The organism is Dactylosporangium salmoneum (genome assembly GCF_039532525.1).
In the GTDB taxonomy this organism is placed as follows: Bacteria; Actinomycetota; Actinomycetes; order Mycobacteriales; family Micromonosporaceae; genus Dactylosporangium; species Dactylosporangium salmoneum.
Window position 1 is genome coordinate 36,421 of sequence record NZ_BAAARV010000066.1, and the last position, 18,314, is coordinate 54,734.

At 70.1% G+C, this 18,314-nt stretch carries 18 protein-coding genes; 12 read left to right on the forward strand and 6 right to left on the reverse strand.

The window, feature by feature from the left end:
* Positions 1–92 precede the first annotated feature (92 nt).
* Positions 93–1,049 carry a GNAT family N-acetyltransferase gene (locus tag ABD352_RS33480; protein ID WP_344616530.1) on the forward strand — a complete coding sequence of 319 codons (957 nt, stop codon included), beginning with the start codon at positions 93–95 and terminating at the stop codon, positions 1,047–1,049.
* A 2-nt stretch (positions 1,050–1,051) separates the two neighbouring features.
* On the opposite strand, the gene ABD352_RS33485 is transcribed toward ABD352_RS33480, so the two are convergent.
* From ABD352_RS33485 to mshB, 3 genes are all read right to left on the reverse strand, one after another.
* A complete protein-coding gene (locus tag ABD352_RS33485; protein ID WP_344616531.1) occupies positions 1,052–1,519 on the reverse strand; it encodes a hypothetical protein in 468 nt (155 codons plus the stop codon).
* A gap of 255 nt (positions 1,520–1,774) precedes the next feature.
* Positions 1,775–2,581: a hypothetical protein gene (locus tag ABD352_RS33490; RefSeq protein WP_344616532.1), complete on the reverse strand. Its 807-nt coding sequence runs from the start codon at positions 2,579–2,581 to the stop codon at positions 1,775–1,777.
* Complete coding sequence (gene mshB, locus ABD352_RS33495; protein WP_344616620.1) at positions 2,578–3,480, reverse strand: N-acetyl-1-D-myo-inositol-2-amino-2-deoxy-alpha-D-glucopyranoside deacetylase; 903 nt, start codon at positions 3,478–3,480, stop codon at positions 2,578–2,580. Before mshB ends, ABD352_RS33490 begins: the two co-directional genes overlap by 4 nt.
* Positions 3,481–3,661: 181 nt before the next feature.
* Between mshB and ABD352_RS33500 the strand changes: the two genes are divergently transcribed.
* Positions 3,662–5,767 (forward strand): S9 family peptidase, encoded by a 2,106-nt coding sequence (locus ABD352_RS33500; protein WP_344616533.1) that lies wholly within the window; start codon positions 3,662–3,664, stop codon positions 5,765–5,767.
* On the opposite strand, the gene ABD352_RS33505 is transcribed toward ABD352_RS33500, so the two are convergent.
* Complete coding sequence (locus ABD352_RS33505) at positions 5,736–6,605, reverse strand: hypothetical protein (protein ID WP_344616534.1); 870 nt, start codon at positions 6,603–6,605, stop codon at positions 5,736–5,738. The genes ABD352_RS33500 and ABD352_RS33505 overlap by 32 nt on opposite strands.
* A gap of 68 nt (positions 6,606–6,673) precedes the next feature.
* Between ABD352_RS33505 and ABD352_RS33510 the strand changes: the two genes are divergently transcribed.
* The 9 genes from ABD352_RS33510 (at position 6,674) to ABD352_RS33550 (ending at position 16,806) form a co-directional block, all read left to right on the forward strand.
* A complete protein-coding gene (locus ABD352_RS33510) occupies positions 6,674–7,132 on the forward strand; it encodes a hypothetical protein (RefSeq protein WP_344616535.1) in 459 nt (152 codons plus the stop codon).
* On the forward strand, positions 7,129–8,454 hold the full coding sequence (locus tag ABD352_RS33515; RefSeq protein WP_344616536.1) for a hypothetical protein: 1,326 nt from the start codon (positions 7,129–7,131) through the stop codon (positions 8,452–8,454). The genes ABD352_RS33510 and ABD352_RS33515 overlap by 4 nt, the downstream gene beginning before the upstream one ends.
* 89 nt (positions 8,455–8,543) lie before the next feature.
* Positions 8,544–9,551: a type VII secretion-associated serine protease mycosin gene (mycP, locus tag ABD352_RS33520; RefSeq protein ID WP_344616537.1), complete on the forward strand. Its 1,008-nt coding sequence runs from the start codon at positions 8,544–8,546 to the stop codon at positions 9,549–9,551.
* Between the two features lie 10 nt (positions 9,552–9,561).
* Positions 9,562–9,846: a 4a-hydroxytetrahydrobiopterin dehydratase gene (locus ABD352_RS33525; RefSeq protein ID WP_344616538.1), complete on the forward strand. Its 285-nt coding sequence runs from the start codon at positions 9,562–9,564 to the stop codon at positions 9,844–9,846.
* A gap of 63 nt (positions 9,847–9,909) precedes the next feature.
* Positions 9,910–11,346: a TldD/PmbA family protein gene (locus ABD352_RS33530; RefSeq protein WP_344616539.1), complete on the forward strand. Its 1,437-nt coding sequence runs from the start codon at positions 9,910–9,912 to the stop codon at positions 11,344–11,346.
* Between the two features lie 14 nt (positions 11,347–11,360).
* The gene (locus ABD352_RS33535; protein ID WP_425553746.1) at positions 11,361–12,743 is read left to right on the forward strand and encodes a TldD/PmbA family protein; all 1,383 of its coding nucleotides are present in this window, start codon (positions 11,361–11,363) and stop codon (positions 12,741–12,743) included.
* A gap of 374 nt (positions 12,744–13,117) precedes the next feature.
* Positions 13,118–13,939, forward strand: a complete 822-nt coding sequence (locus ABD352_RS33540; protein WP_344616540.1) for a hypothetical protein — start codon at positions 13,118–13,120, stop codon at positions 13,937–13,939.
* A gap of 9 nt (positions 13,940–13,948) precedes the next feature.
* Complete coding sequence (locus ABD352_RS33545; protein WP_344616541.1) at positions 13,949–15,814, forward strand: fumarate reductase/succinate dehydrogenase flavoprotein subunit; 1,866 nt, start codon at positions 13,949–13,951, stop codon at positions 15,812–15,814.
* A complete protein-coding gene (locus tag ABD352_RS33550; protein ID WP_344616542.1) occupies positions 15,814–16,806 on the forward strand; it encodes a succinate dehydrogenase/fumarate reductase iron-sulfur subunit in 993 nt (330 codons plus the stop codon). The genes ABD352_RS33545 and ABD352_RS33550 overlap by 1 nt, the downstream gene beginning before the upstream one ends.
* Before the next feature lie 33 nt (positions 16,807–16,839).
* Here the strand turns inward: ABD352_RS33550 and ABD352_RS33555 are convergent, their stop codons facing one another.
* Both ABD352_RS33555 and ABD352_RS33560 read right to left on the reverse strand, forming a co-directional pair.
* Positions 16,840–17,334: a DUF1990 domain-containing protein gene (locus ABD352_RS33555; protein WP_344616543.1), complete on the reverse strand. Its 495-nt coding sequence runs from the start codon at positions 17,332–17,334 to the stop codon at positions 16,840–16,842.
* Positions 17,331–17,729: a (deoxy)nucleoside triphosphate pyrophosphohydrolase gene (locus ABD352_RS33560; RefSeq protein WP_344616622.1), complete on the reverse strand. Its 399-nt coding sequence runs from the start codon at positions 17,727–17,729 to the stop codon at positions 17,331–17,333. Before ABD352_RS33560 ends, ABD352_RS33555 begins: the two co-directional genes overlap by 4 nt.
* Positions 17,730–17,935: 206 nt before the next feature.
* Between ABD352_RS33560 and ABD352_RS33565 the strand changes: the two genes are divergently transcribed.
* The gene (locus ABD352_RS33565) at positions 17,936–18,253 is read left to right on the forward strand and encodes a pterin dehydratase (RefSeq protein WP_344616544.1); all 318 of its coding nucleotides are present in this window, start codon (positions 17,936–17,938) and stop codon (positions 18,251–18,253) included.
* Positions 18,254–18,314: the final 61 nt, after the last annotated feature.

Genomic DNA, 18,314 nt, shown 5'->3' on the forward strand with positions numbered 1-18,314 from the left:
GCGCCTGAGGCTGCCAACCTGGGCTGGCAAACCCCGCCGCATCCAACCGCGGCGGTAAGAAGCCTAGTATCCAGGTTCGCGGGAGGTCGATCGTGCTCGGGCCACAACACGTGGGACAGCGCGTCGTCGTGCGCCGAATCGTCGGGATGCACGACGAACGACCCGTGTTTTCCGACATTCTGGGCCACTTGGTCGAAGCGTCCGAGACACATCTCACAGTCCGTGCCCGCTCGGGCGCGATCCGCGTTCCAATTTCTGAGATCGTGCGGGCCAAGCCGGTTCCCCCGCGCCGCCGTTTCACCCCCACCGAGTCCCTCGAAGCCGCCGCGGCCCTGGGCTGGCCGGCCGCCGAGCGGGCGAGCCTGGGCGACTGGCGGCTGCGGGCCACCGACGGCTGGACCCAGCGGGCCAACTCGGCCCTGGCCATCGGCGACCCGGACCTCCCGCTGAGCGAGGCGATCGACTTCGTGCAGCAGTGGTACCGCGACCGCGACCTCGTCCCCGCGATGAGCGTCCCGGTGCCGCTCTTCCAGCGCCTCGATGACGAGCTGGGGCGCCGCGGCTGGATCGCCTTGCCGGTCACCCAGGTGATGACGGCGAGGCTCACCGAGCTGGCCTTCCCGCCGTTCGCCGACGTGCCGGGCCGCCTCGCGCTGGCCACCACCCCGTCGGCCGAGTGGCTGGCCGCGGTCGGCGGCCGCAAGGGCCCCCTCCCGGACTCGGCCGTCGGCGTGCTGACGTCCGTCCCGCACGTTCGTTTCGCCGAGTGGTACGGCGAGGACGGCACCCTCCTGGGCACCGCCCGCGGCTGCGTCGCCGATCCCGGCTCGCACTGGCTGGGGCTGTCCGTCATCGGCGTGGCGGAGGACGCCCGCCGCCGCGGCCTGGCCCAGCGCCTGGTCGCCGCCCTGGTCGAGTGGGCCGGCTCGCTCGGCGCCGAGAAGGCGTACCTCCAGGTGGAGCAGCGCAACACCGCGGCCGTCGCGCTCTACGAGCGACTGGGCTTCACCACGCACCACGTCTATTCGTCGCGCCGCCTGGTCGGCTGACCTTATCCGCGGCGAATGACCTTGCGGGGCTTCGTGCCGACCCGGTCGACATACCGTTTCCAGGACTGCGACCGATAATCGAGGCCGAACGTCATCAGGAGCAGCAGCCCGATCACGGTCCCGATCGCGGACAGCCCGACGAAGTAGAAGAACTGCCGGAACACGAGCCCGACGCCGTTACTGAACGGCCCGACCCCGGACACGAACGGCCCGATCAGCACCGCGAGCACGCACGCGACGACGACGGCGGCACCCAGCTCCCCCACCACGCGGATCATCGGGTATCTCCGGCCGTACCAGAACGCCACCGGAATCATCACCGCCCCGACCGCGCACAGCGCCCAGAGCCCGATGGTGATCTGCTTGGCGTCGTCGTCCCCGGCCCCGAACCGCACCACGAGCCGCGCGATGAGATTGACCAGAAAGAGGCCCCCCGCGACGAGCCCGACGGGCAACCACCGCTCCTTCATCGCCAGCCTCCCGTGTTTTCGCTTCCCCGATCCGCCGGCACCTCACCCGACGCGGAAACGTGTTTACTCGCCGATACCTCCAAGGCGCAAGACCCGCCGCCTCGGAGTTCCCTGAGCCCGGCCCGGCCGTCGGCAATTCCCCCACGTCAACGCCGATGTCACGGCATTTCGACGGCAACCGTTCCCGGCCGGAACCGGAATCACCCGCACAATCGCCCGCGGCGAACTCGCGGGCTAGCCCCGGCGCCCGGCTCGCTAGACGCCGGCCGTCGGCGAGGTGGTGGACGGCCCGGCACCGGGACCGCTGCGCGGCCCGGCCGACAGCCGCTGCCGCATCGACGAGACGTAGATCCCGATCGCGAAGGCCAGCGGCCCCGCGAACAGCGTCAGCAGCCCCACCCAGTTGTCGCCGGTGATGACCAGGTCCCCTTCCGAGGTCTTCCCGGCCGCCACGAACCAGATCACGCACCACGCCGCCGCGGGCAGCAGCGCGGCGAGGCGCAGCCGGCTCGTCGTGAACGCGAACCACCCGAGCAGCGGGTTGGTCGCCAGCGCCAGCACCAGCGACACGGGCACGCGCACGCCGCCGATGCGCAACGGGGAGTAGAAGGCCTCGAAAAGCGCGAGCACGATCGCGAGCAGGGTGGCGATCACCAACCCGGCCACCTTGATCCCGACGTCCAGCAACTGCTCGACCGCCGGTGACATGGACCTGCGGCCCGCGTCGTCGTTCAGCTTCGCCACACCACCAGCGTCTCCCCCTTCGAGCCCGCCGGTCGTCGAGGACGCGCCCTGTCCGCCGACATTGAACGCGATGCCGGCGGGCTCAGGGTCGTTGGACACCGAGCCGTTGGACGCTGGGCCGTTGGCTTTGTTGGACGCCGGGCCGGTGGCGCTGTTGGACGCCGGGCCGGTGGCGCTGTTGGACGCCGGGCCGGCGGGAGCGGGGCCGGTGGTGCTGTCCGCGGTCAGGCCGGCGGTGGCGAGGTCCGGGCCGCCCGGCGCGATCTGCGGGGCGGGGCGGATGCCGGGGCGCGGCGCCCCCTTGCGCTTCGTGCTCACGAGGACCCGGGCTCCATCGTCGCGCCGCTGGACAGCGCCGTGGCCTCCAGCGCTGCGACCGGCACCTCCCGCGGCCCCGGCGGCACGTCGACGTCGAGGCCCGCGAACAGGTCCTCCTCCCAGCCGTACGGACCCACGCCGGGCCCCTTGTCACCGCGGGCCAGCTGGAAGTATTCGACGCCCATGAACTCCGCGCCGAAGTTGCCCGCGATGGAGAACAGCCAGGACGAGTGGGGAATCTGCGTGGCGTGCGCCTTCAGGGCCGCCGTCTTCTCCTCGGCGAACTCGTGGGCGTCGACCCGCGCGGCGATGTCCTCGTCGGCGGTGCCGAAGGGCAGGTCCTCCGGCCGCTCGATGTCCGCGAACGGGTTGTCGGAAGAGCCGCGGAACTCCCGCATGCCGGCTTCCAGCACGCTGCGGGGCACGGCGGTCCAGTACACCTTCTCGGGTGCGATGCCTTCGGCCTCGGCCAGCTCGACGGCGCGGGTCAGCACCCGGTGGGCCTGGATGTGGTCGGGGTGGCCGTAGAAGCCGTTGGGGTCGTAGGTGACCGCGACCTGCGGGCGGGTCTCGCGAATGATCTCGAGCAGCTCGCCCGCGGCGGTGTCGAGGTCGGCGCCCCAGAACGCGCGCGGGTGCTTGTTGGCCGGCGTGTCCATCATGCCGGAGTCCCGGTAGCGCCCGGCGCCGCCGAGGAAGCGGTGGTCGCTCACCCCGAGGTGGCGACAGGCCTCGGCGAGCTCGGCGATGCGGTACCCACCGAGCTGGTCGCCCTCGGCCGCGGCGAGCCCGGCCAGCGCGGGCACGTGGATCTCGCCTTCCTCGCCGAGGGTGCAGGTGACGAGGGTTACATGCGCGCCGGCGGCCGCGTAGTGGGCCATCGTGGCGCCGGTCCCCATCGACTCGTCGTCGGGGTGTGCATGGACGAACAGGATGCTCCGAGCACTCACGGGGGCAACTCTACGGCGTACCACCGACAGTTCTTCCAACCGCCACGGTGTGCGTAACCGGCCGCACACCCCGAGTGACGTTCAAGGGCAAAGACATGACAATCCGCCGGGCGCGAGTCAACATTCCGGGGTGGACTATCCGGAGTTGGCCGCACGAACCCGTCGTTTCTCCTACGGCGCGCCCCGCGCAGTCACGGTGAGCCCGGACGGGGCGCGGGTGATCTTCCTACGCTCGTCGGGTCCCGAGGACCCCAGCGATGCACTGTGGGTCTACGACGTCGCCGCGCGCACCGAGCGCTGCCTGGCCGACCCCGCGACGCTGCTGCGCGACCAGCCGGATCTGCCGGCCGCCGAGCGGGCCCTGCGCGAGCGGCTGCGGCTCTCCGCCGGCGGCATCGGCTCGTTCGCCCTCGACGGGGCCGGCGTGCTGGCCGCCTTCCCGCTGGGTGGCCGGCTGTTCAAGGCCGACCTGCTCACCGGCGACGTGACCGAGCTGGAAACGTCCGGCCCGGTCGTCGACCCCCGCCTCGACCCGACCGGCCGGCGCATCGCCTACGTCACCGGCGGCACCCTGCGCGTCGTCGACGCCGACGGCACCGACAGCCTGCTGGCCGGCGAGGACGGCGTGACCTGGGGCCTCGCCGAGTTCATCGGCGCCGAGGAGTTCCACCGCTTCCGGGGGTACTGGTGGTCGCCCGACGGCCGCAGCATCCTCACGGCCCGGGTCGACGAGTCGCGCGTGCCCCGCTGGCACCTGCAGGACCCGTCGCAGCCCGACCAGGCGCCGACCACGATCGCCTATCCACACGCCGGGGCGACCAACGCCAAGGTCACGCTGCACGTGCTCGACCTCGACGGCGGCTGGGTCGACGTGCACTGGGACCGGGAGACGTATCCGTACCTGGTCGCCGCCGCCTGGTCCGAGCAGAACGGCCCGCTGCTCGCGGTGCTGCGCCGCCTGCAGCAGCACGGCCTCGTGATCGCCGTCGACCCGCGCACCGGCGAGACGCAGGTCCACGCCGAGCTCGCCGATCCGCGCTGGGTCGAGCCGGTCCCGGGCACGCCGGCCCACCTCGCCGACGGCCGGGTGCTGGTCGGTGGCGAGCTCGGCCACGACGGCTACGACGCCCGCTGCCTGTTCGCCGACGGCAGCCTCATCACCCCGCCGAATCTGTACGTCAGGAGAGTGGCCGGGCGCCTCGACGGCGACCTGGTGGTCGAGGCCAGCGAGGGCGAACCCAGCGAGCAGCACGTCTTCCGCATCCCGGTCAGCCATTCCGGCCCGCGGGCGACGCGGCTGACCACCGAGCCGGGCTGGCACCAGGCCCAGGCGGCCGGCCGGACGCTCGTGATCGGCTCGCAGACGCTGGAGGCGGGCGGGTCGACGTACACCGTCATCCATAACGGCGAAACGATCGGCGGCATCCCGTCGCTCGCCGCCGCGCCCCCTTACGCACCGCGGCCGGCCCTCGAACGGGTGACGGACCGGCGCGTGCCGACCGGCGTGGTCTATCCGCGCAACCACGTCGACGGCCGCAAGCTGCCCGTGCTGGTCGCGATCTACGGCGGCCCCGGCCACCAGGAGGTCGTGGCCGCGCGCGCCCGCTGGCAGGAGAAGCAGTGGTGGGCCGACCAGGGCTTCGCCGTCGTCTCCATCGACAACCGGGGCACCCCGGGCATCGCCCCGAGCTTCGACAAGGCCATCCATCGCCGCTTCTCCGACGTGATCCTGGGCGACCAGGTCGACGCCCTGCAGGGCCTCGCCGGCAAGCACCCCGACCTCGACCTCAACCGGGTCGGGATCCGCGGCTGGTCCTTCGGCGGCTGGTTGTCGGCCCTGGCCGTGCTGCGCCGCCCGGACGTGTACCACTGCGCCGTCGTCGGCGCGCCGGTGACCGACTGGACCCTGTACGACACGGCGTACACGGAGCGGTACCTGGGGCTGCCCGCCGACGCGCCCGACGTCTACGCCCACAACTCCCTGATCGAGCTGGCCGCCGAGCCGCCGGTGCGCCCGGACGACGTCCGCCCGATGCTCCTCGTCCACGGCCTGGTCGACGACAACGTGGTCGCCGCGCACACCCTGCGCCTGTCGGCCGCCCTGCTGGGCGCCGGCCGTCCGCACTCGATGATCCCGCTGACCGGCGCGACCCACATGGCCGCGGGTGGCCTGGCCGAGAAGCTGCTGCGCATCGAGCTCGACTTCATCCGCCGTTCGCTGCCGCTATCCGGATGACGACGTCGCCCCCGAGGCGTCCACCCTCGGGGCTGCGCGTCACCGAACCCGCGTGCAGCAGCGCGGTGACGACCTTCTGCGCGTCGACGGCGCGGTACACGGTGTCGGTGAGCGCGAAGCGCTTGAGCTCGGTGACCGTCATCGCCCCGCCGCGCAGCCGCTGCAGGATCTCCCGCCGCAGCGCACCGGGATTGGGCTCGAGCGAGATGTCCATGAGGTGGCCCTCGGGGTCGCTGGGGTCGCGGTAGCGCACGCCGGCGTACTCGTCGAGGGCCCACAGCTCGGCCTTGAACGCCTCGAGGCTCTTGCCCGACCGCGTGCCGAACCCGACGAGCAGCTCGTCCTCCCCGTCGACCAGCTCAACCCCGGCCGTCAGCTCCAGCCCGGCCCGCCGCAACCGCTCGCGCTGCGTCGCCCAGTCTCCGGCGGGGGCGGTGAGGAGTACGACGGCGGCGGTAAAGCTCATCTCGACGGTCTCGTCGATCACCGCCAGCACCGGCCCGCTCCCGGCCCCGGCCGCTTTCAACACCGCCCCGACGTTGCCATTGCCCACGACGTGCACGCCCATTTCCGGCGGCATGCGCAATTCCCGCCGCAGCCCCTCCACCCGCGAGCCCAGCGCCTCGCTCCCGGGCGCCACGAACAACAACGTGAGCCGCCCGCGCAGCCGATCCCCGAACTCGGCGAACGCCCGCACCACCGCCTCGGCCGCCGCCACGTCGATCCCCCGCCCGGACGCGTAGAGAAACGTCGCTCCGTGCGGAGTGTGGAGATTGCCCGGCGCCCACGTGTCCACACACCGCACGAGCAGCTCCCGCACGACCCCACGTATCGACATATCGTTCTTTCTCCTCCTGCGACGCTCCGCTACCTTGAACATGTCATCACACGGACGGGGGAGGCACCGTGGCCGACAGCAAGGGCATCGAGATCAACGCCACCGGCATGCAAGACTTCAGCACGAAGCTGCAGGCCTCGGTGGACAAGGACATCGCTCCCGGCAGCGAGCGCATCAAGAACCAACTGCAGTTCTATCCTGCCTTCGGCATCCACAGCGCCAGCCCGGTCGTACAGTCGGCCGCCTACAGCTACTGGCAGCGCATGGAAGAAGCCATGCTCTTCCTGGACACCTTGTCCCACAATGCCGCCGTCCTGGCCAAGGTAGCCCAGGAGATCGTCACCACCTACCGCGACGCCGACAGCCAATCCGTGAGCTTCCTCGAGGCTTTGCAACGCGGCGCTTCGACCGAGGTGACTCGTGGCGAAGAAACGGCGAAGGCGGCCTACCAGCAGGCCTTGGCCGACGAACAGCGGGACCGGATGAACGAGAACCGCGAGCTGCACAACCCCGGAGCGACGCGATGAGCGGCACGTACGGCAACTATTCGGTCCCGGGCATGTGGCAGATGGTGGCCGACGAGAACGCGACCAACAACACCACCCACGAAAAGGCCTGGAACGAAAAGCAGCAGCTGCTCGGCAAACAGATCGAAAACCTGACGGAGCTGCGCAAACAGGTTGCCGCCGCCTGGAATCCGGACAAGAGTGCAGCGGCCCAGGCTTTCCTGACCAGGATCGACGAAACGGTCGAGGCAATGCAGCTCGCGAGAGATGCCGCCGCCAAGGTCCAGCAGACGCATGTCACCGTCACCGGCGCTTTGATGGACGCCAGAAGGCAGCTCGAGCCGCTTCACGCGTCATACTACGACCCTAAAGCCGCACTGAGGACCTACGTCAAGACGAGCACACCGTTGAGCCCGCTGCTCGGCAGCCTGCCCGACGGCTGGGTTCCTACCATGGGTCTGCCGGACTCCTTTGGGGGTGCGGTGCTCGGGCTGCATCAGGATCACCTGGATGCACAGGCTCGAAAGATCATGGAAGCCGCCGACAACAAGGTGGCTGCAGCAACCAACGACACGACGACCATTCCGAAGATGGGCCGTCTTCAGGATGGTGCAAAGCCAGCGATTCCAACCACACAACATCCAGGTGGAAGCCGCAGTCGGCCGGAGGGCAGCGGATACCTGTCTTCGCCCGTCTTCGACCCACCGCCGGCAGATGCCCGGACGGCTGGCGGAACCGCTCCGATCACTGCCGACCCTGGGCCGTTTCTGACCGGCACTCCGACACCGGTCGCGAGCCCACCGGTACTCGCACCGCCAGTTCCCCCGATGCCGCCCATCTCAGCGGGAGGGCCGCTACCAACGGGAGCAAATCCGATTCTGCCTCTCGCACCGGGATGGATCACGGAGACGCCGTCAGGCCAGCGCGCTCTGCGCCCTGGCGGACTCATCGAGAGGTCGCCCGGTCCTTCGCCAGTGGTCCGGCAACTGGCCGGTGAGCCACTCGGACGGCCGACCACAGCCGGCAGCCAATTCGGCGCACCTACGGTCCGATCCGGGATAATTGGCCACGAACCTGGACGGGCAGGAGCGACATCGGAAGGTCGTCACCGGACTGACCGCCGAGTTTCCGGCCGACCCGGGCCAACGGAACCGGATGAGCACACGCCGGCGGGTGGTTGGCGTGACCGCAGCTACGAAGCTTATGCCCGGCGGCGCACCGACCGCGATCGTGACCCAAACGAACAATGGCAGGTCGAGGAAGGCGTGACGCCGTTGCTCGAACCTCCCCCCGCGCCATCATGGAACGACGCCGCGCCTGGCGTGATCGGGATCGACCGTTGACCCTACGGCGTTTCGCGCTGGCCATCGTGGCGGCATGTCTTGCGGCGACAGCATTCCCAGCACCCGCATTCGCGGACTCGATCCGTGACATGCAGTGGCACCTGCGCTTCCTCCATATTGCCGACGCTCACAAAATCAGCCAAGGCGAGGGCGTCGTTGTAGCGGTGGAGGATTCCGGGGTCGATACCACGTCGCCCGAGTTGGCCTCTGCTGTCATACCGGGCAAGGACTTCGGCGGAAACACCGGCGACGGCAGGTACGACATCGTCGGACACGGTACAGCGATGGCCGGGCTGATCGCCGGTCGCGGCAAGGGCGGCAACAACGGCGTCCTCGGTATCGCCCCGAAGTCGACCATCCTGCCCGTCCAGGTGTCGAAGGCCCTGGACGTGGGTGGCAATCCGCTGGATCTGGCCAAGGGCATCGACTACGCCGTCGCCCAAGGCGCCAAGGTCATCAACATCTCGCTGGACACGAGCGAAGCCAAGGAAGTCAAGGATGCGATCCAGCGGGCCATCGATGCCAACGTCGTGGTCGTCGCCGCCGCCGGGAACAAACCGACGTACGGATCGATCACCTTCCCCGCGAGAATGCCTGGCGTGATCGCGGTCGGAGCGGTCGATCAGCAAGGGGAACGCGCAGCCGTTTCTGTGGCCGGCGCCGAAATGGTCCTCACCGCTCCCGGCGTGGACATGGTCACAACCGACCTCGACGGGAAGGCTCAGTCTGGCCGCGGCACCAGCGACGCGGCCGCCGTCGTTTCCGGCGTCGTCGCCCTCGTCCGAGCCAAGTACCCCCAGCTGAGCGGGCCGGAGGTCGTCCACCGCCTGACCGCGACCGCACAGGACAAGGGTGAGCCTGGGCGGGATCCGGTCTACGGGTTCGGGATCGTCGACCCCGTCAAGGCACTCACCGCGGACGTCCCGCCCGCCTCACCCAGCGCCTCCCCCCAAGCCTCGGCCGCGCCGAGTTCGGCCGGGAAAGCTGGGGGCGGCAACCCGGCGGGGGTGATCGCGGCGATCAGCGCCGCCGCGGTGGTCGTCGTCTTCATCGCCGTACTGCAAATCCTCATCCGTGGGCGGAGGCGGCGGGGGTAGGTTCGGGGCCATGGTTGATGTGCTCGGCAACGATGAGGTTTCTGCGGCCCTCGCCGGCCTCGCGGGTTGGTCCGGCGACGCGCAAGGGATCGAGCGCTCGGTGACCGCGCCGACGTTCCTCGACGGGATAAGGCTGGTGGCCGAGGTCGCACACGTCGCCGAGCAGGCCGATCATCACCCCGACATCGACATCCGGTGGAGGACGGTGACCTTCCGGCTGTCGACGCACTCCGCGGGTGGGGTGACAGAGAAAGACATCGTGCTCGCGGGGCAGATCAACGAGCTGATCGGGTAACGGAGGCATCGGCGTAGGGTCGAGTCCGCCCAAACTGTCATACCCCCTCGGTACTGTCCAACCATGACCCAATTCGACGTAGCGACCGCCGCGGTTGAGGCGGCTCTCGCGGCCGGGGCGCGGTATGCGGACGCCCGCGTGATGCATCGGCGGAGCGAGTCGATGACGGCGCGCAACGGTGAGATCGAGGACCTGCGGCAGGACGAGGACGCCGGCGTCGGTGTGCGGGCGCTGGTGGGGTCCAGCTGGGGGTTCTTCGCGGTGCCGGACCTCGGCGGCGAGGCAGCGCGGCGGGCGGGTGAGCGGGCGGCGGCGATCGCGCGGGCCTCCTCCACGGTGCCGGGGCCGGCGTTGGACCTGGTGGATGTCGAGGCGCGGGTGGACTCGTGGGCGAGCGCCTGCGAGGTGGACCCGCTCGGGGTGGCGCTGTCGGTGAAGGGTGACCTGCTGACCGGGGCGACGGCGGAGGCGCACAAGGCGGGGGCCGACATCGCCGAGGGGCTGTACCAGATCTGGGACACCCAGAAGTGGTTCGTGTCGTCGCAGGGGCACCGCATCGACCAGCACATCCGCGAGGCGGGGGCGGGCATCTCGGCGACGGTCATCGGGGACGGGGAGACGCAGCGGAGGTCCTATCCGTCGTACCGCGGGCAGTACGGCACGCGCGGCTGGGAGCTGGTCGACGAGCTCGACATCCCGGCGCACGCGGCGCGGATCGCGGAGGAGGCTCGGGCGCTGTTGTCGGCGCCGCAGTGCCCGGCGGGTGAGACGACGCTGATCCTGGGCAGCGAGCAGATGGCGCTGCAGATCCACGAGTCGGTGGGGCACGCGATCGAGCTGGACCGGATTCTGGGCTGGGAGGCGGCCTTCGCGGGCACGTCGTGGCTCGACCTCGCCAAGATCAACCAGCTGCGGTACGGGTCGGAGCTGATGAACATCACGATCGATCCGACGATACCGGGGGCGTTGGGGTCGTTCGGGTACGACGACGAGGGGACGCCGGCGACGCCGCGGTATGCGGTGCGCGACGGGATCTGGGTGGGGGCCCTGGCCGGGCGGGACTCGGCCGCGGTCGCGGGGCTGGACTACGCGGGCAGCGTGCGGGCCGACGGGTGGGCGCGGCTGCCGATGGTCCGGATGACGAACGTCGGGCTGCGGCCGGGGCCGCACACGCTGGAGGAGATGATCGCGGCGACCGACGACGGGGTGCTGATGGACCTCAACCGGTCCTGGTCGATCGACGACAAGCGGCTCAACTTCCAGTTCGGGTGCGAGATCGGCTGGGAGATCAAGAACGGCAAGCTGGGGCGGATGCTGCGCAACCCGACGTACACCGGGATCGGGCCGCGCTTCTGGGGCTCGATGGACATGCTGAGCTCGGAGATCGTGTCCTGGGGCACGCCGAACTGCGGCAAGGGCCAGCCCGGCCAGATCGGGCACACCGGGCACCCGGCCGCGGCGGCCCGGTTCCAGAATGTCCGAGTGGGGGTGCGGGGATGAGTGGGGGTGCGGGGATGACCAGCATGGCGGCGACCGAGACCGACCTGGCGCAGCGGGTGCTCGAAATGGTCGGGGCCGGGATCGAGGCCGAGGTGGCGGTGGAGCGGCACGCACTGGCGCTGACCCGGTTCGCCAACTCGTACATCCACCAGAACGTCGCCGACGAGACGACCTCGGTGCGGCTGCGGCTGCACGCCGACGGGCGCACGGCCACCACGTCGACGACGGTGCTCGACGCGCTGGACGAGCTGGTCCGGCGCACGGTCGACGCGATGCGGCTCGCGCCGGCCGACCCGACGTGGCCGGGACTCACGCCGCGGACGCCGCTGGGCTTCTCCGGCAACCTCGACGAGGAGACCGCGGCGGCCTCGCCGGATGAGCGGGCGGCGCGGGTGCGGGCCTTCGTGGACCAGGCCGGCGGCCTGGACACCGCCGGGTACTGCCGGACGTCCTCGACCCGGATCGCCTACGCGAACTCTGACGGGCAGCACCTGACGGCGGCGCGCAGCAGCGCGGCGATGGACGGCATCGCGCGCACGGCGACGTCGGACGGGCTGGCCCGGCTGGCGGCGGTGCGGCTGGCCGACATCGACGGCACGGTGCTCGGCGCGCGGGCGGCGGCCAAGGCGCGGGCCGGGGCCGACCCGGTGGAGCTGCCGCCTGGGAAGTACGAGGTGGTGCTCGAGCCGGCGGCGGTGGCGGACGTGCTGCAGTTCCTGGCGATGTACGGGTTCAACGCCAAGATGGTGCTCGACCGCCAGTCCTTCCTGCAGTTGGGCGAGGCGCAGTTCGACCCGTCGGTGACCCTGGTGGAGGACGCGTCGCTGCCGGACGCGACGGCGCTGCCGTTCGATGCCGAGGGCACGCCGCGGCAGCGGGTGGTCTTGGTGGACAAGGGCGTCTCCGCGGCGCTGGTGCACGACCGGCGCACGGCGGCCCGGGCCGGGAGCGGGGCGCGGTCGACCGGGCACGCGATCCCGGGCGGGGCGAGCTTCGGCGCGATCGCGTCGAGCCTGCGGCTGCTGCCGGCGGAGGGGCCGGCGCCGGTGGAGGTGGACGGGCCGGCGGCCGACTCGTCGGTGGCGGCGCTGGTGGCCGGGGTCGAGCGCGGGCTGCTGGTGACGGACAACCACTACACGCGGGTGCTGGACCCGCGGACACTGGTGGTCACGGGGCTGACGCGCAACGGGGTGTGGCTGATCGAGGACGGAGTCATCACGACGCCGGTGCGGAACTTCCGGTTCACGCAGTCGTACGCGCAGGCGTTCGGGCCGGGGGCGGTGCTCGGGCTGGGCACCCGGGCGGTGGAGCAGCCGGGGCCCTGGTCAGAGGCCGGGTTCGTGGCGCCGGCGGTACGGCTGGCGTCGTGGAACTACACCGGCGGCGCGTCGGGCTGACCTCCGGCGCGAAGGCGCGAAGGCGCGAAGGCGCGAAGGCGCGAAGGCGCGAAGGCGCGAAGGCGCGAAGGCGCGAAGGCGCGAAGGCGCGAAGGCGCGAAGGCGCGAAGGCGCGAAGGCGCGAAGGCGCGAAGGTCCGGAGGGCCGAGAGCACACCAAGAGTCGAACTAAGGTAAGGCAAACCAAACCTATGATAGGGAAAGGAGGGGACCCCGGGAGGGGGTGAGTTTGCCGAATGAGGCGTTTCGACAACGGAGTCGACACACGCAAGACTCCCAACGCACGTCGCTGCTGGGTCGGGCGTAACGTGTGCACCGACCATAGATCGGTACACTCGGCGAACTCTTCACCAGCCCGTCCAGGGAGTACTCACCATGACGACCACGCCGACCAGGGCTCGGTCAGTTGCCGGCGCGGGGGGCCGCGCCGCGATCAGCGCCAAGACATTGCGGACGGACGGGTGGCGGACTTCCCCGTTGTCCATCGCGGTGATTCTGCTGTTCTTCATCGTCTATTCGACGATTCGAATTTTCATGGCGAAGTGGTACTTCGTCCCCGAGCACGGCTATCTGACGCCGCTCTACTCCCCCTGTCTGAGCGACTCCTGCGTCCCGGGTTCGTCGCACTTCGGCACGCCGTTCGGGGCGTTCCCGCGGTGGCTTCCGCTCGGCCTGGCGGCGTTCCCGTTCGTCGCCGGCTTCCGGGTGACGTGCTACTACTACCGCAAGAGCGGGTACCGCTCGCTCTGGCTGTCGCCGCAGGCGTGCGCCGTGCAGGAGCCCCACAAGAAGTACAGCGGCGAGACGCGCTTCCCGCTCGTCTTCATGAACTCGCACCGGTACTTCTTCTACGTGGCGTCGATCATCCTGTTGATCAACATCTGGGACGCGTTCCACGCGTTCAAGGGGGCCGACGGGAACTTCGGCATCGGCCTGGGGTCGCTGATCATCGTGGTCAACGTGCTGGCGCTGGCCGGGTACACGGCGAGCTGCCACGCCTGCCGGCACGTCATGGGCGGACGGCTCAAGCACTTCTCGAAGCACCCGGTCCGGTACCAGCTGTGGACGCTGATCTCCAAGCTGAACACCCGGCACGGCACGTTCGCCATGACCTCGCTGTTCACGGTCATCCTGACCGACTTCTACATCATGGCCGTGTCGGCGAACTGGATCACCGACCTCCGAATCTGGAATTAGGACCCCCCGATGACGAACATCGAGCGACACACCTACGACGTCGTGGTGATCGGCGCGGGCGGCGCCGGGCTGCGGGCGGCCATCGAGGCGCGGCTCGCCGGCAAGAAGACCGCCATCATCTCCAAGTCGCTGTTCGGCAAGGCGCACACGGTCATGGCCGAGGGCGGCGCCGCCGCGGCGATGGGCAACGTCAACGCCAAGGACAACTGGCAGGTGCACTTCCGCGACACGATGCGCGGCGGCAAGTTCCTGAACAACTTCAGGATGGCCGAGTTGCACGCCAAGGAGGCCCCGGACCGCATCTGGGAGCTGGAGACCTACGGCGCGCTGTTCGACCGCACCAAGGACGGCAAGATCAGCCAGCGCAACTTCGGCGGCCACGAGTACCCGCGGCTGGCCCACGTCGGTGACCGGACGGGCCTGGAGCTGATCCGCACGCTGCAGCAGAAGATCGTCTCGCTGCAGCAGGAGGACTACGCCGCGCACGGCGACTACGAGGCGCGGATCCGGGTGTTCCAGGAGTGCACGATCACCGAGCTGTTCATCGAGAACGGCGCGGTGGCCGGCGCGTTCGGCTACTACCGCGAGTCGGGCGAGTTCGTGCTGTTCGAGACCTCGGCGATCGTGCTGGCCACGGGCGGCGTGGGCAAGAGCTACAAGGTGACGTCGAACTCGTGGGAGTACACGGGCGATGGTCACGCTCTTGCGCTGCGAAGCGGCGCGACCCTGATCAACATGGAGTTTCTCCAGTTCCACCCGACCGGCATGGTCTGGCCGCCGTCGGTCAAGGGCATCCTGGTGACCGAGTCGGTGCGCGGCGACGGCGGCGTCCTGCGCAACACCGACGGCAAGCGGTTCATGTTCGACTACGTGCCGGACGTCTTCCGCAAGCAGTACGCGGAGACCGAGGAGGAGGCCGACCGCTGGTACTCCGACCCGGACAACAACCGCCGCCCGCCGGAGCTGCTGCCCCGTGACGAGGTGGCCCGGGCGATCAACAGCGAGGTCAAGGCCGGCCGCGGCACCCAGGCCGGCGGCGTGCTGCTCGACATCGCCTCCCGGCTCAAGCCCGAGCAGATCACCAAGCGGCTGCCCTCGATGTACCACCAGTTCAAGGAGCTGGCCGACGTCGACATCACCAAGCAGCCGATGGAGGTCGGGCCGACCTGCCACTACGTGATGGGCGGGGTCGAGGTCGACGCCGACACCGGGGCGGCCGCGGTATCCGGGCTGTTCGCGGCGGGTGAGGTCTCCGGCGGCATGCACGGCTCCAACCGGCTGGGCGGCAACTCGCTGTCCGACCTGCTGGTGTTCGGCAAGCGGGCGGGCGAGCACGCGGCGGCGCACGCAACCGAGACGCGGCGGCGCAAGCCCTCAGCGGCAGCGGTCGACGCGGCCGTGGAGACGGCGCTGGCCCCGCTGCAGCGCGGCGAGGGCGGCGAGAACCCGTACGCCCTGCACCACGAGCTGCAGGACATCATGGGCACCCTCGTCGGCATCATCCGCCGCGAGGGCGAGCTGCGCGACTCGCTGGTCCGGCTGGCCGAGCTCAAGGAGCGGGTCAAGAAGGTCGGCGCGACGGGCGGACGGCGGTACAATCCGGGCTGGCACCTGGCCCTCGACCTACGCAACATGCTGGTCGTGTCGGAGTGCACGGCCAAGGCGGCGCTGGAGCGCACCGAGTCGCGCGGCGGGCACACCCGCGAGGACTTCCCGAAGATGGACCCGAACTGGCGCCAGGTCAACCTGGTCTGCTCGCTCGAGGGGGAGGACGTCCGGCTGGAGCACAAGCCGCTGCCGGTCATGCGCCCCGAGCTCCAGGGCCTGTTCGAGCGCAGTGAGCTGGCCAAGTACATGACGGACGAGGAGCTGTAATGGGTACCATGCGCCATTTCCGCGTCTGGCGCGGCGACGACACGGGTGGCTCGCTCGAGGACTTCCAGGTGGAGGTCAACGAGGGCGAGGTCGTGCTCGACGTCATCCACCGGCTCCAGGCCACCCAGACCCCCGACCTCGCGGTCCGCTGGAACTGCAAGGCCGGCAAGTGCGGCTCGTGCTCGATGGAGATCAACGGCAAGCCGCGGCTGGGCTGCATGACCCGGATGTCCACGTTCGGCGACAGCGAGACGGTCACCGTCACCCCGCTGCGCACCTTCCCGGTGATCCGGGACCTGGTCACGAACGTGAACTTCAACTACCAGAAGGCCCGGGAGCTGCCCGCCTTCGCGCCGCCGAAGGGCGTGGAGCCCGGCGAGTACCGCATGCAGCAGGTCGACGTCGAGCGCTCGCAGGAGTTCCGCAAGTGCATCGAGTGCTACCTGTGCCAGAACGTCTGCCACGTGGTCCGCGACCACGAGGAGAACAAGAAGGCCTTCTCCGGCCCCCGGTTCTTCATCCGGGCCGCCGAGCTGGACATGCACCCGCTCGACGCGCGCGGTGACCGCAAGGAGCTGGCCCAGGCAGAGCAGGGCCTCGGCTACTGCAACATCACCAAGTGCTGCACCGAAGTGTGCCCGGAACACATCAAGATCACTGATAATGCGATCATTCCCATGAAGGAACGCGTTGTCGATCGGAGGTACGACCCGGTGACCTGGCTTGGCCGCAAGATTTTCCGTCGTGACCAGCTGGACGAGCCGGCCGTGACGCACGCCTCGAGCCCGACGGGTGCGGCTTCGGACACCGGCTCGCACTGGCACCAGCAGGGCCCCGTTCCGCAGGAGCCGGCCCTCGGCGCCGACGGCAAGCTGACCGTCGCGGAGCTCTACCTGGACCGCCCGGCCGCGGCTTCGCCCTTCGGCGACGACCAGGAGTTCCCGCTCCCGCCGGAGAAGCTGCGCTACAACCACCCGAAGAACGGGCACTGAGCCCGACGCTCCCGGCCGATGCGGGGCCAGTTCCTAGAGGCCCCGCATCGCCTCGGCGTACCTGTCGGTGACCCGCGACTGCACCAGCCGGGTCACCGGCCCGCCGAGCTTGGTCCACCACTTCGCCGGGCGGCTGAACGCCCGCACCTCGAACCACACGTCGCCCTCGGCATCCGTGGCGAGCAGGAACGCCTCCTCGCCGTGCGCGATGTGCCCGGGCAGGGTGCCGAACCCGTAGCCGTACCGGCCGGGCTCGTCCACCACCCACACGATCTTGCAGGGCACCCACAGGCGCAGCGGCCCGGCCCCGATGCCGGAGGCGAACTCGACCCCGAGCCCCGCCCGCTCCGCGCCGGCGCGCACGCGCAGCCCCGCGCCCCGCTGCGGCCGCCAGTGGGCCAGCGCCTCGGCCGCGGTACGGAACACCTCGGGCCCGGAGCCCAGCCGGACACGCCGGCTCACGTGCCGGTAGCCGGGCGGCAGGGGGCCCTCACGGGTCGCGCCGACCTCGGAGTACGTCAGGTTCACGGGCTAGACGGTAACAATGGCTCCAGCGCGTGCACGATGGGCGCGTCGGCCGGCAGCCAGGGCACGCTGTGGAGCTCCCCGACGCCCAGCCAGCGCAGGTCGCTGTGCTCCAGGGCGATCGGCTGCGCCCCGTTGGCCAGCGTTGCGACGTACACCCGAAGCAGCGCGGTGCCGCCGAGCATCTCGATGTCGTCGCCGACCCTCGGCCCCACGACGACGTCGACCCCGAGCTCCTCCTGGCACTCCCGCACCAGGGCCTGCTCCTCGGTCTCCCCCGGGTCGACCTTGCCCCCGGGAAATTCCCACTTACCGGCCATTTCGGGCGGCTGCGCCCGCTCACACGCCAAAACGCGGCCCTCGGAGATGATCGCCGCTCCGACGATGATCCGTGGCATCAACCGTTCGGTCTGCACGGCCAACCAGAGTGCCAGATCCAAATGAAGTTCCGGTGGCGGGCTATGCCCTGTTGTTCACCACACGAGGGAAATGTGGCCGTGGACAGATCCACCGGTTGCTAGTCAGACTTGCATACACCGTTGATGACGGGCAGGCTTCGAAACGGCCACAAGCCGGCAACGATGCCGTGGGAGGGTAGGTCAAAATGCGGGCCCGGTGGAGCGACGATCACCGTGACTATCTCAGCGATGCGCTGGCCTTACTACAGGGCTGGACGCACGACGGCGGAGAGATCCGGCGCACTTTGGCACTCGACGATTCCCAGCATGCGGCACTCACCGAGCGAATGAAAGTGGTCGCGGATGCCGTTGGTGTCCGCCCGGACGTCCGCCGCCTGGACGGCCGCACCCAGATCCGGCTCCGCGTGCCCGGCACGGCCGACTCGGAGCTCTCGCCGGGCGAGGTCACCTTGGCCGCCCGCATCGAGGACATGTACAAGACGATCATTGCTGGCGCTGCTTAAGAGCCAATTCTTGGCTCCGGTCCGTGCAACCAGGGGCCGTTGCTCCCGTCAGACAACGGTC

Excerpts from the sequence above, each read along its gene's own strand:
- ABD352_RS33545 (WP_344616541.1), top strand. The coding sequence starts at position 13,949 with ATGACGAACATCGAGCGACACACCTACGACGTCGTGGTGATCGGCGCG.
- ABD352_RS33515 (WP_344616536.1), top strand. The coding sequence starts at position 7,129 with ATGAGCGGCACGTACGGCAACTATTCGGTCCCGGGCATGTGGCAGATG.
- ABD352_RS33530 (WP_344616539.1), top strand. The coding sequence starts at position 9,910 with ATGACCCAATTCGACGTAGCGACCGCCGCGGTTGAGGCGGCTCTCGCG.
- ABD352_RS33560 (WP_344616622.1), bottom strand. The coding sequence starts at position 17,729 with ATGCCACGGATCATCGTCGGAGCGGCGATCATCTCCGAGGGCCGCGTT.
- mycP (WP_344616537.1), top strand. The coding sequence starts at position 8,544 with ATGCAGTGGCACCTGCGCTTCCTCCATATTGCCGACGCTCACAAAATC.
- ABD352_RS33565 (WP_344616544.1), top strand. The coding sequence starts at position 17,936 with ATGCGGGCCCGGTGGAGCGACGATCACCGTGACTATCTCAGCGATGCG.
- ABD352_RS33540 (WP_344616540.1), top strand. The coding sequence starts at position 13,118 with ATGACGACCACGCCGACCAGGGCTCGGTCAGTTGCCGGCGCGGGGGGC.
- ABD352_RS33505 (WP_344616534.1), bottom strand. The coding sequence starts at position 6,605 with ATGTCGATACGTGGGGTCGTGCGGGAGCTGCTCGTGCGGTGTGTGGAC.
- ABD352_RS33485 (WP_344616531.1), bottom strand. The coding sequence starts at position 1,519 with ATGAAGGAGCGGTGGTTGCCCGTCGGGCTCGTCGCGGGGGGCCTCTTT.
- mshB (WP_344616620.1), bottom strand. The coding sequence starts at position 3,480 with ATGGGGACCGGCGCCACGATGGCCCACTACGCGGCCGCCGGCGCGCAT.
- ABD352_RS33525 (WP_344616538.1), top strand. The coding sequence starts at position 9,562 with ATGGTTGATGTGCTCGGCAACGATGAGGTTTCTGCGGCCCTCGCCGGC.
- ABD352_RS33550 (WP_344616542.1), top strand. The coding sequence starts at position 15,814 with ATGGGTACCATGCGCCATTTCCGCGTCTGGCGCGGCGACGACACGGGT.
- ABD352_RS33535 (WP_425553746.1), top strand. The coding sequence starts at position 11,361 with ATGACCAGCATGGCGGCGACCGAGACCGACCTGGCGCAGCGGGTGCTC.